The organism is Mesorhizobium sp. M0968 (assembly GCF_040319065.1).
Lineage (GTDB): Bacteria > Pseudomonadota > Alphaproteobacteria > Rhizobiales > Rhizobiaceae > Mesorhizobium.
In genome coordinates this window covers 20757-34062 of sequence record NZ_JAMYNL010000022.1, presented here as the reverse complement: position 1 = coordinate 34062, position 13306 = coordinate 20757, and the positions used below count along the sequence as shown (strand labels likewise).

The window sequence follows — 13306 nt, the reverse complement described above, 5'->3', positions numbered from 1 at the left end:
CCAGGGCACAAGCCTGCTCATATGGGTTGACGCTGGATTTTCCTTGCCTAATCCGTCGGCGTTGCGATGACTTTTGTGGCATCAGCATAGCGCGATTGCCTGCAAATCCGGGGAAAGGCCGCCTCAGGACGGCTTTCCGGACTGGCACGCCCCTTGCTTCGTTATTCACGTGCAGAGCGTCTAGGGTTCCGGCCGTGTCGATCACGGTGCTGGTCCAAGAGACGCGACCGCTTGAGATGCATTGAGGCATCTGGCGGAACACGGCGGGCCAAAATCCCGGGAGAACCCTGCACGGGTTTGCTGGCGCGAACCTCTCCCGGATGCGCGCTCTGTGAACCCCCCAACAGACGTTCGGACGCAATCCGGATCGCAAACAGGGGTATGTAATGCTTCGCAAACTGGCCACAATCATCCTAGCCGCATCACTCAGCCTCCCCTTCATCTCAGCCGCGCAAGCGGCGCCCAAGAAAGACTTCAAGATTTGCTGGTCGATCTACGTCGGCTGGATGCCGTGGGGCTATCTTTCCGACAGCGGCATCATGAAGAAGTGGGCCGACAAATACGGCATCAATGTCGAGATCACCCGCATCAACGACTATGTCGAGAGCATCAATCAGTACACGGCCGGCGGCTTTGACGGCTGTTCGATGACCAACATGGATGCGCTTTCGATCCCGGCCGGCGGCGGTGTCGACACGACCGCCTTGATCGTCGGCGATTTCTCCAACGGCAACGACGCGGTCATCCTCAAGAACAAGACCGCGCTCAAGGATATTGCCGGCCAGAAGGTCAATCTCGTCGAGCTTTCCGTCTCACATTACCTACTTGCGCGCGCACTGGAGACGGTGGGGTTGGCCGAAAAGGACATTACGGTGGTGAACACCTCCGATGCCGACATGGTCGCTGCCTACGGCACCAGCGACGTCACCTCCGTCGTCACCTGGAATCCGCTGGTCTCGGAAATCGCTGCCATGCCGGGCGCCCACAAGGTATTCGATTCGACTGAGATCCCCGGCGAGATCATCGACATGATGGTCGTCAACACCGCGACGCTGAAGGACAATCCGGCCTTGGGCAAGGCGCTTGTCGGTGCATGGTATGAAGCCATGGTGCTGATGACGTCGGGCACGCCCGAAGGCAAGGCGGCCAAGGAAGAGATGGCCAAGGCGTCGGGGACGGATCTTGCCGGTTTCGACGCTCAGCTTGCATCAACGGCGATGTTCTTCGAGCCGGCCAAGGCGGTCGCATTCACCAACGGCGCCGAACTGCCGAAGACCATGGATCTGGTGCGCAACTTCCTGTTCAGCCACGGCATTCTTGGTACCAACGCGCCGAGCGTCGACGTGATCGGCATGAGCTTTCCCGATGGCTCGACGCTGGGCGATGTCAACAACGTCAAGCTGCGCTTCGATCCGGCCTTTATGGCAGAGGCGGCGGGCGGAACGCTCTGACGCGGGAGCGCGACATGCTAGCCAGAGGAACCGGCATCGTGCAGGCCGCGGCAGGCCCCGAAGTCGCGCGCCTGCAACTTAGCAGGCCGAAGGCGCGGCTTCGCCTCATCAACGCGACGGTCTCGCGCGGCGGAGCGTTGCTGCTTGGGACGCTGCCGTTTGCCGCCGTGGCAATTGCCTATCTCTTCGCTTCGTCGCAAAGGCTGGCGGTCAATCCCAGCGACAAGCTGCTGCCCTCCCCTGCACAGATGTGGTCGGCCTTTTCAGACCTGGCGACAGTGCCGGATAAGCGCTCCGGCGATCTGATCCTGTGGGCCGACACCTATGCCAGCCTGATCAGGCTGTTCGCCGGAGTCGGCATGGCCACGCTGGTGGCGCTCAGCCTCGGCGTCGCCATAGGTTTCATCCCGCGCGTCAGGGCCTTTCTGCTGCCCTTGGTCACAGTTGTCTGCGTCATCCCGCCACTGGCGCTGCTGCCGATCCTGTTCATTGCGCTCGGCCTCGGCGAAACGGCCAAGATCACCTTGATCGCTCTGGGCGTCGCACCGGTCATGGTGCGCGACATCGCCAACCGGGTGATGGAATTGCCGCCGGAGCTCGTCGCCAAGGCACAGACGCTCGGCGGCAACAGCTGGACCATGGTGCTCAGGCTGGTGCTGCCACAGGTCATGCCGCGCCTCATCACTTGCGTACGGCTGGCGCTTGGGCCGGCCTGGCTGTTCCTGATCGCGGCAGAAGCCATCGCCTCCACCGAGGGGCTCGGCTACCGCATCTTCCTCGTTCGTCGCTACCTATCGATGGACGTCATCCTGCCTTACGTCGCCTGGATCACGCTGCTTGCGGTGATGACCGACTGGCTGCTCGTGCGGCTCTCTCACGTCATCTCGCCCTGGGCTCATCCGGTGCGGCGCAGATGAGCCGGATCCTCGTCCATGGACTGGAGAAGAGCTACGGCGACGCCCGCGTGCTGGAACGGGTCAACGTCTCCGCCGAAGCGGGTGAATTCCTGTCGCTGGTTGGCGCCAGCGGTTGTGGAAAATCGACGTTCCTGCGCATCCTGCTTGGCCAGGAACAGCAAAGTGGCGGCGTGGTCGTCGTCGGCGACCAGCCGATCGTGCCGGAGCCGACGCCGCAGCGCGGCATCGTCTTCCAGCGCTATTCCGTGTTTCCGCATCTGACCGCGTTGCAGAACTTGCTGCTGGTCGAGGACTTCCGTTCGGGCGGACCGTTCGGCCGCGTCTTCGGCGCCAGGCGCACAAGCGCCAGGCAAGAAGCCGAAACCATGCTGGAACGGGTCGGGCTTGGCCATGCGCGCGACCTCTATCCGGCCATGCTTTCTGGCGGCATGCAGCAGCGGCTGGCGATCGCGCAGACCTTGCTCGGCCGGCCGCAGATCCTGCTTCTCGACGAGCCGTTCGGCGCACTCGATCCCGGTATTCGCATCGAGATGCATGAGCTGCTCATCGAGCTCTGGACCGAGCACGGCATGACCGTGGTCATGGTCACCCACGATATCGGCGAGGCATTCAAGCTCGGCACCCGCGTGCTGGTCTTCGACAAGGTGCGCCACGACCCCCAGTTCCCGTCGGCCTATGGCGCGACGATCACCTACGATCTGAAGCTCGACCGCAAGCACCGGGCTTCCGCACGAGACGTGGCCGAAGTGGCCGCGATGGTCGGGACGACCCGACTGGATAGCGCAATCGCGACGACGGCGTCGTGAAGGAGGTTTCATGCACAGAGATAGTCCAGAACGCCGGCATCGTCGCGCCGGGCTCACCGACCACCAGCCACGCCAACGCTTCCACCATCCGAACTTCGAGATCCGCGACATGCAGGGCTGGAAGTCTATCGAGGCGGAAGGAAAGCTGCCCGAGGACGGCTGGCGCAAGGAACAGAAATGGGCACTCGACATGGGCCTGCCCGGATCGGATTCGATCATCGACAAGTCGATCCCGACATTCGCGCGAGGCGAGTTGCCGCACTTCGCCGGCATCAACACCTTCCTCAAGGCGCCCTATGTCGAGAACGTCCGCGATGTCGGCAGATATGACGCTGCCGTCATGGGCATTCCTTTCGACAGCGGCACCACTTACCGGCCCGGAACCCGCTTCGGGCCGCAAGGCATGCGCCGCATCTCGGCGCTCTACACGCCTTACAATTACGAGCTCGGTGTCGACCTGCGCGAGCAGATGACATTGTGCGACGCCGGCGACGTCTTCACTATCCCCGCCAATCTCGAAAAGAGCTTCGACCAGATCACCAAGGGCGTCAGCCATGTCGCCTCGTCCGGCGCGCTGCCGATCATGCTCGGTGGCGACCATTCGATCGGGTTTCCGTGCGTGCGCGGCATCGCCGACGTGACCTCCAAGCGCATCGGCATCATCCATTTCGACCGCCACATCGACATTCAGGAAAAGGATCTCGACGAACGTATGCACACGACGCCCTGGTACTGGGCAACCAACTTGCCGAACGTCTCCGCCACCAATCTGGTGCAGCTCGGCATCGGCGGCTGGCAGGTGCCGCGCTACGGCGTCGCCGAGGCGCGGAAGCGCGGCACCAACGTGCTGACGATTTCCGATATCGAACAGATGGGGCTGGAGAAGGCGGCGGAGATCGCGCTCGAGCTCGCATGGAAGGACACCGACGCCGTATACATCTCCTTCGATGTCGACAGCATCGATTGCGGTTTCGTGCCGGGTACGGGCTGGCCGGAGCCCGGTGGCTTCCTGCCGCGCGAGGCACTGAAGCTGCTCGGGCTAGTGTCGGCGCCCGGCATCTGCGGACTGGAAGTGGTCGAGGTGTCGCCGCCCTACGACACGTCAGACATCACGGCGCTGTTTGGCGTGCGGGTTGTCGTCGAGGCGCTCGGCTCGATGGTCGCGCACGGCAATCTCGGCAAACACAAATCCATCATCGACAAGCCGACGAGCTTTTGACCATGCACGATGATCATCACCACCACAGCCATGATCATGGCGACGGTCACCATCACGGGCCGAACGGTCATCATCACCATCCCCACCCCGTCGGCCACAACGGGCCGGCCGGCAAGCCGTTGCAATGGCAGACACCGCATCTACCGCACGACCATGCGCCCGAACCCGCCGACGCGCGGGCGACCGATCTCGATCTCGTCGAGATCGCGTTTCTCGAAGGGTTTTCGCGGGCGCCCGACCCGTCCAGTTTCCTGCGCCTCGCCGGGATTCCGTTCGTCGGCGAGACCGCCGACGGCGTGCGGCTGCATCTTCTGCGCGTCGAGACGCAGGACATGGTCGATGTCGGCGCCGTCATGCCGCTGATTGGCGGCGCCGGCGTCACCTATCACCCGCTGCCCGCGAAACTGACGTCGCGCCGGCGCCGCCTGGCCTTCGTCTACCATAACGGCAAGGCACAAACGCCCCTTGACTTCGGCGAGGCCCGACTTCTGGCCGACAGGTCCGGCGCCGCACAATTCACCATGCCAGGGGCCGGACAATGAGCACCGGCCTTGAACCGATCGCACCCCTATCAAACAGGTCCAGAACCATGAACAGAACGCTTTCATTCTTCGGTAGACTCGCCCTGGCAGCCGCCACAACCCTCATCCCCTCATTGGCCTTCGCCCATAGCGGCGGTTTTCATGCCCACGGGTTTGTAGACGGCCTTCAGCACCCGCTGACCGGTATGGACCACCTGCTTGCCATGATGGCTGTAGGCATCATTGCCGCTCGCGCCGGCGGCAAGGGGATCATCATCGTGCCGTCGTGCTTTGTCTCGGCGATGCTCGCTGGCGCCCTGCTCGGTATCGCCGGCATCGGCCTGCCCTCACTGGAAACCGGCATAACGCTGTCGCTGGTGGTCTTCGGCGCGATAATGGGGCTTGCCAAGCCGCTTCCGCTCGCTGTGGCCGCCTCGCTGACTGCTCTCTTCGCCCTCTTCCACGGCAATGCCCATGGCCTCGAAATTCCCGAGACGGCCAGCGGCATCGCTTATGCAATCGGCTTCGTGGTCGCTACTTCGGCTCTTCACGCGACCGGCGCGTTAGCCGCCCTGACACTTCGGCGCTGGCCGCGAGCCATCCGCACGGCAGGCGTCGGCACGTCGTTGGTCGGCGTGGCGCTGGCGGCACAGATCATCTGAACCGCAGCCCATTCATCTGCGATGAACAGGAGGCGAAGGCGTGATCAACCGGCTAACCGTTTGGCAGCGCATTCGAAACGTGCTGTACCAGATCCTGAAGACCCGGTCTGAGCGACCCTGATCTCATCCGGAGATTGAGGCTAGCAGCTTGCCGTAAGCCGCGCGCGCGTACGGAGCGGTCCGCCGTGGGTCGCGACTAACTTCCTAGCTGCAGCCGGACCGTCTTGCCTGACGTAGCCGGCCTGTTCCCAGCTACGCCAAATGATCGCCGTCGTGAACTCCGTGCCGGCGAGCGTGACTTGGTCGTCGCCGCTGCTGGCGGCCTCCCGGGCGAGGTCATGAAGAACTGGCGTGTCAAAGCGCCGAACACATTCGATCGCGAATTCGGCTTCTCACGCATGGGCTACGAGATCGCCGCAGGGTGGGGTGCGGCGATGGCCGATGTAGCATCCAGACAGTAATTCGAGGTCGATTGCGTAGGGGACTATGCGCGGCTTTCTATTCCGAACACCGTGCCGGCGTCGTTCAAGCACTTGATAAACGATCCTGACACTCCACCGGCGGTTGGCAACACATCTGCGGCCTCCACAGGCCCACCATAAGTCAATAAAATCAAACGCTATGGACGGCGGTTCGCCAGTTATTACTTGGCCGCGAGCCAAAGCATACCGCTAAGTCATTGATAAATAATAACAATGGTGGGCCCGGAGGATGTGCTAGAAACGTCGATTTGATTGGGTTTTTCGTGGGCCAAAATCAGAAGTATTCCCGTATCGTTCCGTAAGGTTCCGCGATGCTCTCACCATCGAATTGGCTGTGCCCTGCTTATATTAGTCCAGCAGCAGCCCAACTTCGAAGGTCCGGCATAGCCTCCGCGTGTGTCGGCTGAGCGCACATCTTAGATCACGCGCGGCCTCCGAGCTCGGCTCGGCCCTGCAACGGCGAATCTAGGACGATCCGCGCTGCTGTAACGTCGCACGCCCATAGGAATCGAGGACACGGGTGATGCTGCCAATCAGCAGGTCATGCGCGACGGGCTCGATCCGACCCGCCGCAACCTCGGCATCGAGTTGCCCCAGATACTGGCTGATCAAAGAGCGGGGAATGTCCCTGTCCCCCAGAAAATCCAGCAGCGTCTGTGTCGCGTGCTGTGCGTCGGGCGTCGGCCAGTAGTAACGGATGCGGTCGCTGAAGGAGAAGTGCCGCTGCACGCGCTGCTCGTCCGGCGTACCCGGATAGTATTTCTGCCAATTGTCCGGCGAGGCCAGCATGACGCGCTCCATCGCCGCCGGTAGGCTTTCACGGGACGGGTCTGGCGCAAGCACGTCGGCGATGTGGCTCAGCCCGTACAACGCCTCGCGCAGCGCGAAGGTGAGCCACGGTCCAACCTTGAGGATGGCGAAGCCGTCGCGCACCAGCGCCCCAAGCGCCTCGTTTGGCTGGTAGTCGGTCGAATGCGCCTCGAAGACGAATTGCGGCATGCGCCCGAGCACAGCGACCAGCTGCGTCGCCTTCCGCGGCGCGTAGGCGATGATCTCGGCATTACCGAATTCGACGCCCGGCTGGACGACGACGCCGACTGCACGCGCAAAGGCAGCATCGAGGCCGGCGCGCGAAAATGCCAGTCGGTGGATCTCGACGGTGCGCAGGGCGTCATCGGGTTCGGTGACATGCATATGGTCGAGCGCTTCGAGCGCGCCGCCCGGCACCGGAACTTCGGTGCCGATGATGTAGACCGGTTTCTCGCCGCCAATGCGTTCGACCGCCGCCTCGGCGACGGCCGCAAGCGCGGCGGCGCGTGCAGCGATGGTCTCGTCGGCAAGCGCGGCTGGATCGTCGGCGCAAGCCATGCTGGTGTCGAGATGCAGCTTGGTGAAGCCGGCGCCGGCATAGGCGTCGATCATCGCCTTCGCCTTCGTCATCGCCTCGGCGGAAGGAAGATGCTTCCACGGATTGGGACCGAGATGGTCGCCGCCGAGGATCAGGCGATCGAGCGGAAAGCCGGCCCTTTGCGCATGGCCCTCGACGAAGCTGCGGAAGCCGGCGGGCGTCATGCCGGTGTAGCCGCCTTCGTGATTGACCTGGTTGCAGGTCGCCTCGATCAGCACATCGGAACCGCGCGACGCGCCGTGGCGGAGCGCGGCCTCGATCACCAGCGGATGCGCCGAACAGATCGAGGCGATGCCGCCTTTCTCACCCGCGGCGCGCTTCACCGCGATGCTGGCAAATCTCTGCATCGCGGCCCTCACGGCTGGCCCTTCCCGGCGGTGGTTGCGAAAGCCTCAACCTCGGCCAGCGGAAAGATACCTTCCATCGGCCCCTTGCGAGTAACGGCTAGCGCGCCACACGCATTGGCGATCCTGAGCGCCTGGGCGGGTGCCGCACCACGAAGCCAGAATGAGACGAAGGCAGCGCCGAAACAGTCACCGGCGCCGGTCGGATCGACCTCGTTGATGGCAAAGCCCGGCAAGGCCACCGTGCCGTGACGGTCGTGGAAGGCGGCGCCGTCGGCGCCCTTCTTGAGGACGACGCAGGAAACGCCGCGCTGCAGGAGGTCGTCGACCGCGCCCTTTTCGTCGCCGGCCGACGAAAACAGGAACAGTTCGTTGCCGCTCGGCAGGAAGACATCGGTTTGCTTGAGCACTTGGTCGAGAGCTTCGCGCATGCCGGAGGCCTGCATGATCTCGCGGCGAATGTTGGGGTCGAAGGACACCGTCCCGCCCTTGGCCTTCACCGTTTGGATCGCCGACAACGCGACATCGGTGGCGCGGTCGGAGAACAGTGACGAGCCCATGATATGGACATGGTCGGCGCCGGCCAGCATGCTTGTCGCAGCGGCATCGATCCCGACTAGGCCGGCGGCGCTGTTGCGGATGTTGAAGACAAAGTGCCGGCTGCCATCCGCCCGGTAGGTGACGAAGGCGGTGCCCGTCGCGTGGCCCTTGTGAACCGCGATCGCCGACACGTCAGCTCCCAAGGTCCGCAGCCGCTCGATGTTCAACTGGCCGAAATCGTCCTCGCCGACCGCGCCGATCAGGCCGGCGGGTTGGCCGAGCGCTGCGGCCTGGCCGATGAAGATGGCGGGCGCGCCGGACGGATAAGGCCCCAGCAGCGGGCCCGGTTCGAGAAAGCTCTGGCCGATACGCTCGGCCATGATCTCGACGAGGATCTCGCCGGCTGAGACCAGCTTCTTCATCGCGGAATTCCTCCCGGCGTTTCGCTCCAGTCCGACTGGACTTCAGTCGCGCACAATTGTGCCTGGCGGCAACCGACATCCAGAGTCAATACGGCTTGCACTTTTTGCGCCAATTAATAAATTTACGCGTGGAATAATTTTATTATACGCGTTAAAACAGCTACAGTTTTCTGTAAAATTTTGCCTTGCGGTTGCACGCCGGCGCACCGTAAGTAGTTGCCGGACAGCACAAGAAACGAGGTTTCCGGAAGGCGGGGAATCGCTGGCGATGAAGCACAAGACGATGGAGGACTTCGCCCGCTCGTGTGGCGTCTCCAGGCCGACCTTGTCGAAATATTTCGACGATCCGACCAGCGTCAAGCCGGCGACGCGAAGGCGCATCGAGGAAGCGCTGCGCTCGTCCGACTACCAGCCCAATTTGTTCGCGCGCAACCTCAATCGCAAGCGTACCCGCAGCATCGGCATCATGGTGCCGACGGTGGCCGATCCCTTCTATTCGGAGATGGTCAGCCGCATAGAACTCAGGCTGCGCGACGAGGGCTACTGGCCGATCGTGATCTCCTCGCACGGCTCGCGCGAGCTCGAAGTGGAGGCAACGCGAACGATCCTGTCGCTGAAAGTCTCCGGCGCGCTGATCGCACCGCTCGGCGTGCGCTCGGACCACCGCACGCTGGAAAAGCTGACGCAGGCGATCCCGGTCGTCTATTTCGACACCTATCTCGAAGGCGGGACGCCGTTCGTCGGCAACAACAACGCACAGAGCGTCTCGACGATCGTCGATTATCTTTGCCGGTCCGGCAGCGCCCCGGTCTATTTCGACATCCCGCATGTCAACCACAACTCGCCGGAACGGCTGGAGAGCTATGTCGCCTCGATGAAGCGGCTCGGGCATGAGCCGGTCGTCATCGGCAACACCGAGGACTACACTTGGGATTTCGAACGGATCGGCTACGAGCAGACGGAAACGATGCTCGACAATGGCGGCCTGGCGGGAAAGACCATCCTGTGCAACAACGACCGCTTGGCCTTTGGCGTGATGGCCGCCGCCTATGCGCGCGGACTCAAGATCGGCCGCAAGGGCGATTGCGACCTGCGGGTAGCCGCCCATGACGATCATCCACTCAGCCGCTACACCTGCCCCGGTCTCACCACCATGGCGCAGGACTTCGCCTCGATGGCCGGGCGCAGCGTCGAGATGCTGCTGGCGGTGCTTGAGGAGGACGACACGGCGGTCGCACCCAAAGTCAGTCTCGATGCGACGCTGGTGATGCGTCAGTCGGCCTGATCTTTCCCAAAAGCCGAATCGAAGCCGCGCCATGCGGCGACCGCAGCGCCAACGGCCTGTCGCGCTGCCGTGCCATGGCGGCCCATGGAAACAAAACCATGGATCTGGCCTGGCCAACGCCGCAGCACGACCGGCACACCGTCATCTTGCAGACGCCCGGCGTAGGCCTCGCCTTCATCAGCGAGGATGTCGTGACCGGCGATGGCGACGAAGGCTGGCGCCGCGCCGGCGAGGCTCTCCGCCCTGAGTGGCGAGGCGCGCCAGTCGTCGATGTCGGCGGCATAGCGGACATAGTGATCGCGAAACCAGGCCATGGTCGAGGCGGTCAGGCCAAAACCTTCGGCGAAGCGGCTATAGCTGTCCGCCGTCTGCGCGGCATCAGTGTTGGGATAGAACAGCAGCTGCGCGGTCAACGGAATAGGATCGCCCCGCGCGAGAAGACTAAGCACCGTGGCGAGATTGCCGCCGGCGCTGTCGCCGGCAACGGCAATGCGCCGAGCGTCGATGCCGAGATCGCCAGGTGCCTCTTGTATGAAGGAGAGCACGGCGCGGCAATCCTCGACCGCGGCCGGGAATTTGTGCTCCGGCGCCAGCCGGTAGGCGGGCGAAACGACGACGCAAGCCGCCATATTGGCGAACCAGCGGCAGATCTCGTCATGGGAATCGAGATTGCCGATCACCCAGCCGCCGCCATGCAGGTAAAGCAGCGCCGGGGCAGTTGCATCATGCGCGTCCTGCCCGCGATAGATCCTGAGCGTCAGCGAACCGCCGGGTCCAAGGATGGCGCGCTCAGTGACCGAAGCCACCGGCTCGCGCTCACCCTGCTGGTCCGGAAGGCCTTCTTCGTAGGCACGGCGTGCCTGTTGCGGTGTACCGGTCTCGAATGGCAAGGCGTCGGCCTGCCGGCCGAGCTCGAGCACATGCCGGGCTTCCGGGTCGAGTGGGGACAGGGACGGCGCTGAAGGCGATGTTATCATGGATCTCCCTCCCGGTCAGGCAAGCAGACCTGCCGCCTCGTCCTCGCCGAGCAGCGGCGGCTGGTCGACAGTCCCATTGACGGCAATTGAGCCGCGGCTTTCGCCCGAAGCCAGGATCGCCTCCATGATCTCCAGAACATGCAGCGCCAGATCGCCGGAGGCGCGGGGCTTGCGCCCATCGGCCAGCGCCCGCGCAAGATCGGCGACGCCTAGCATGCGGTAGTTGGCGCGGTCGGGTGCGACATAGGGCCAGTTGCGCGCACCGTAGAGTTCGGCCTCGCTGGCGAAATCGGCCCAGTCGTCGCCGCGCGCCGAGAGCGAAACTGTGCCGCCGAATGTGTCGGGATCGGGCAATCGCAGCGAGCCTTCGGTGCCGTGCAGTTCGATCGGATGGTTGGAGTGCTTGAACACGTCCCAGGACGCGCCGAATGTGACGGTGGCGCCAGAGCGGAACTCCAGCAGGGACAGGATGGTGGTCGGCGTGCCGACCTTGAAGCTGGTGTTCTTGTAAGGACCTTCGGCTGATATCAGACGTTCCTCCTGACCGCGCGTCGCCATCGCCATGACGCGCTCGACCGGGCCGAGCAGGTTGACCAGCATCGTCAGGTAGTAAGGGCCCATGTCGAAGACCGGGCCGCCGCCTGGCTGATAGTAGAATTGCGGATTGGGATGCCAGTGCTCCATGCCGCGCCCCATCATGAAGGCGGTGCCGGTCACAGCGCGGCCGATCGCACCCTCATCCATCAGCCGGCGCGCCCGCCGTCCGGCAGCGCCGAGGAAGGTGTCGGGAGCCGAGCCGAGCTGCAACCCGCGCGCCCTCGCCTCCTCGACCAGGCGGCGGCCGTCGGCGGCCGATGTCGCCAAAGGCTTTTCGGTAAAGACGTGCTTTCCCGCCGAAAGCGCCGAAAGCGAAATGTCGAAATGCGCCGCCGGTATCGTCAAATTGAGAACAAGATCGATGTCCGGGTCGGCCAGCAGCGCGTCGACGCCGAGTGCGCGGATGCCATGCTCCCTGGCGCGCAGCGCAGCCATATCGGCCGAAATGTCGGCGCAGGCGCTGAGCTCTACCCCGCCGAACAGAGCCGCATTGCGCAAATAGGTCATCGAGATGTTGCCGCATCCGATGACGCCGACGCCGAGCTTTGTCTTTGATTTTCGGTGCATTTCAGATCGTACCTCTAACGCGGTCATGGCCTGGCTACGGCAAGGTTCATAGTCGAAAGCCGCTATATAACATTTTAAATCTTGACGCGCGTAAAATTTTTATAGAGCATGTGAAAACGCTGGCGCAGCATTGGAGGCCGCCAGCCTTGAGGAGGAGAACATGACTGACATGAAAAACGGCCAACGGCCGATGCGAATCCCGTGGGTCATGCGCGCACTGGATCTTTCCGTCGCGGTAGGAACCGAGACGGGTTCAGGCATAGATCACCTTGGCCCTGATCCTATCAAGCTGGCTGCGTATTGGACCGGGCAGGCCATCGTCGGTGATCACCACATCGACGGCCGACAGCGAAAATGCCTTGGAGGTCCCGCTGACGCCCCATTTGCTCGAATCGGCGAGGAGGACAACGCGCCGGGCCATGCGAACGAGGTTTCGCTTCGTTCGCGCCATGTCTTCGTTCACGTCGACCACATCCAGTGACGAGTCTATCGCATGCGCTCCAACAAAGACCTGATGCGCCACCAAGCCGCCGAGAGCCGTATCGGCATCGGTGATCAGTGTGCTCACCGTGTCGGGATAGACCCGGCCGCCGATCATATGAACGTCGAGCCCGGGACGATGCATAAGGTGCTGCACGATATTCATGGCCGTGGCCGCGACCACGACATTGCTGAGCGGCGGTAACTGCATGGCAAGCTGCATCAATGTCGAGCCGCCGTCGAAGATGACCGATTGGTTGTCCTCGAAGAGGTCTACTGCCGCCCGGGCGATGCGCTTCTTTGCGTCGAGGTTCGCTTGCATCCGCCGGGCGAACGCGGCCGTAGTCGAATCGGTGGTACGGGTCACCGCTCCTCCACGGGTCTTGGTCAGTAGTCCCTTTCGGTCCAGTATCTCGAGGTCGGAGCGCACCGTGACTTCCGACACGCCAAACCCGTCTGACAGGTCCTTCGTGCGAACCTGTCCGCTGCGTTGCACCTCACCCAGGATCGATTGGCGTCTCTGCTCCGACAACATTGCCCTGCCCTTGCCTCCCTGCGCCAAGCAACCGCTCTGGCCTCGGCTCACCTTAGCAAAAATACGCAAATTCGAAAGCTTTCGAAAGATTGT

General features: G+C 63.2%; 13 protein-coding genes and 1 riboswitch. Of the genes, 8 read left to right on the top strand and 5 right to left on the bottom strand.

The window, feature by feature from the left end; all coding sequences use genetic code 11:
* Positions 1–169: 169 nt before the first annotated feature.
* Positions 170–285: riboswitch (guanidine-I (ykkC/yxkD leader) on the top strand.
* Between the two features lie 101 nt (positions 286–386).
* The 7 genes from NKH67_RS26725 (at position 387) to NKH67_RS26695 (ending at position 6037) form a co-directional block, all read left to right on the top strand.
* Positions 387–1451 carry a putative urea ABC transporter substrate-binding protein gene (locus NKH67_RS26725; RefSeq protein WP_352501400.1) on the top strand — a complete coding sequence of 355 codons (1065 nt, stop codon included), beginning with the start codon at positions 387–389 and terminating at the stop codon, positions 1449–1451.
* Positions 1452–1465: 14 nt separating this feature from the next.
* On the top strand, positions 1466–2368 hold the full coding sequence (locus tag NKH67_RS26720) for an ABC transporter permease (protein WP_352501401.1): 903 nt from the start codon (positions 1466–1468) through the stop codon (positions 2366–2368).
* Complete coding sequence (locus NKH67_RS26715) at positions 2365–3174, top strand: ATP-binding cassette domain-containing protein (RefSeq protein ID WP_352501402.1); 810 nt, start codon at positions 2365–2367, stop codon at positions 3172–3174. Before NKH67_RS26720 ends, NKH67_RS26715 begins: the two co-directional genes overlap by 4 nt.
* 10 nt (positions 3175–3184) lie before the next feature.
* Positions 3185–4393 (top strand): agmatinase family protein, encoded by a 1209-nt coding sequence (locus tag NKH67_RS26710; protein WP_023679464.1) that lies wholly within the window; start codon positions 3185–3187, stop codon positions 4391–4393.
* A 2-nt stretch (positions 4394–4395) separates the two neighbouring features.
* Complete coding sequence (locus NKH67_RS26705) at positions 4396–4935, top strand: hypothetical protein (protein ID WP_352474461.1); 540 nt, start codon at positions 4396–4398, stop codon at positions 4933–4935.
* Between the two features lie 47 nt (positions 4936–4982).
* Entirely contained in the window at positions 4983–5576 is a 594-nt protein-coding gene (locus NKH67_RS26700) for a HupE/UreJ family protein (RefSeq protein ID WP_352501403.1), read from the top strand.
* Positions 5577–5914: 338 nt separating this feature from the next.
* On the top strand, positions 5915–6037 hold the full coding sequence (locus NKH67_RS26695; protein ID WP_352449789.1) for a hypothetical protein: 123 nt from the start codon (positions 5915–5917) through the stop codon (positions 6035–6037).
* Positions 6038–6523: 486 nt separating this feature from the next.
* Here the strand turns inward: NKH67_RS26695 and NKH67_RS26690 are convergent, their stop codons facing one another.
* Both NKH67_RS26690 and NKH67_RS26685 read right to left on the bottom strand, forming a co-directional pair.
* The gene (locus NKH67_RS26690; protein ID WP_352501404.1) at positions 6524–7813 is read right to left on the bottom strand and encodes a D-tagatose-bisphosphate aldolase, class II, non-catalytic subunit; all 1290 of its coding nucleotides are present in this window, start codon (positions 7811–7813) and stop codon (positions 6524–6526) included.
* Positions 7814–7821: 8 nt separating this feature from the next.
* Positions 7822–8772 (bottom strand): sugar kinase, encoded by a 951-nt coding sequence (locus tag NKH67_RS26685; RefSeq protein WP_352501405.1) that lies wholly within the window; start codon positions 8770–8772, stop codon positions 7822–7824.
* A 262-nt stretch (positions 8773–9034) separates the two neighbouring features.
* Between NKH67_RS26685 and NKH67_RS26680 the strand changes: the two genes are divergently transcribed.
* Positions 9035–10057, top strand: coding sequence for a LacI family DNA-binding transcriptional regulator (locus NKH67_RS26680; protein ID WP_352501445.1), 1023 nt, complete (start codon positions 9035–9037; stop codon positions 10055–10057).
* Here the strand turns inward: NKH67_RS26680 and NKH67_RS26675 are convergent.
* The 3 genes from NKH67_RS26675 to NKH67_RS26665 all read right to left on the bottom strand — a co-directional run bounded on the left by NKH67_RS26675 (position 10045) and on the right by NKH67_RS26665 (position 13213).
* Entirely contained in the window at positions 10045–11034 is a 990-nt protein-coding gene (locus tag NKH67_RS26675; RefSeq protein WP_352501406.1) for an alpha/beta hydrolase, read from the bottom strand. The genes NKH67_RS26680 and NKH67_RS26675 overlap by 13 nt on opposite strands.
* A gap of 15 nt (positions 11035–11049) precedes the next feature.
* Positions 11050–12198, bottom strand: coding sequence for a Gfo/Idh/MocA family protein (locus tag NKH67_RS26670; RefSeq protein WP_352501407.1), 1149 nt, complete (start codon positions 12196–12198; stop codon positions 11050–11052).
* 253 nt (positions 12199–12451) lie between these two features.
* Entirely contained in the window at positions 12452–13213 is a 762-nt protein-coding gene (locus tag NKH67_RS26665; RefSeq protein WP_352501408.1) for a DeoR/GlpR family DNA-binding transcription regulator, read from the bottom strand.
* Positions 13214–13306 lie beyond the last annotated feature (93 nt).

Bases quoted from the DNA above. Each gene is read 5' to 3' on its own strand.
- NKH67_RS26725 (WP_352501400.1), top strand. From the start codon at position 387: ATGCTTCGCAAACTGGCCACAATCATCCTAGCCGCATCACTCAGCCTC.
- NKH67_RS26720 (WP_352501401.1), top strand. From the start codon at position 1,466: ATGCTAGCCAGAGGAACCGGCATCGTGCAGGCCGCGGCAGGCCCCGAA.
- NKH67_RS26715 (WP_352501402.1), top strand. From the start codon at position 2,365: ATGAGCCGGATCCTCGTCCATGGACTGGAGAAGAGCTACGGCGACGCC.
- NKH67_RS26710 (WP_023679464.1), top strand. From the start codon at position 3,185: ATGCACAGAGATAGTCCAGAACGCCGGCATCGTCGCGCCGGGCTCACC.
- NKH67_RS26705 (WP_352474461.1), top strand. From the start codon at position 4,396: ATGCACGATGATCATCACCACCACAGCCATGATCATGGCGACGGTCAC.
- NKH67_RS26700 (WP_352501403.1), top strand. From the start codon at position 4,983: ATGAACAGAACGCTTTCATTCTTCGGTAGACTCGCCCTGGCAGCCGCC.
- NKH67_RS26695 (WP_352449789.1), top strand. From the start codon at position 5,915: ATGAAGAACTGGCGTGTCAAAGCGCCGAACACATTCGATCGCGAATTC.
- NKH67_RS26690 (WP_352501404.1), bottom strand. From the start codon at position 7,813: ATGCAGAGATTTGCCAGCATCGCGGTGAAGCGCGCCGCGGGTGAGAAA.
- NKH67_RS26685 (WP_352501405.1), bottom strand. From the start codon at position 8,772: ATGAAGAAGCTGGTCTCAGCCGGCGAGATCCTCGTCGAGATCATGGCC.
- NKH67_RS26675 (WP_352501406.1), bottom strand. From the start codon at position 11,034: ATGATAACATCGCCTTCAGCGCCGTCCCTGTCCCCACTCGACCCGGAA.
- NKH67_RS26670 (WP_352501407.1), bottom strand. From the start codon at position 12,198: ATGCACCGAAAATCAAAGACAAAGCTCGGCGTCGGCGTCATCGGATGC.
- NKH67_RS26665 (WP_352501408.1), bottom strand. From the start codon at position 13,213: ATGTTGTCGGAGCAGAGACGCCAATCGATCCTGGGTGAGGTGCAACGC.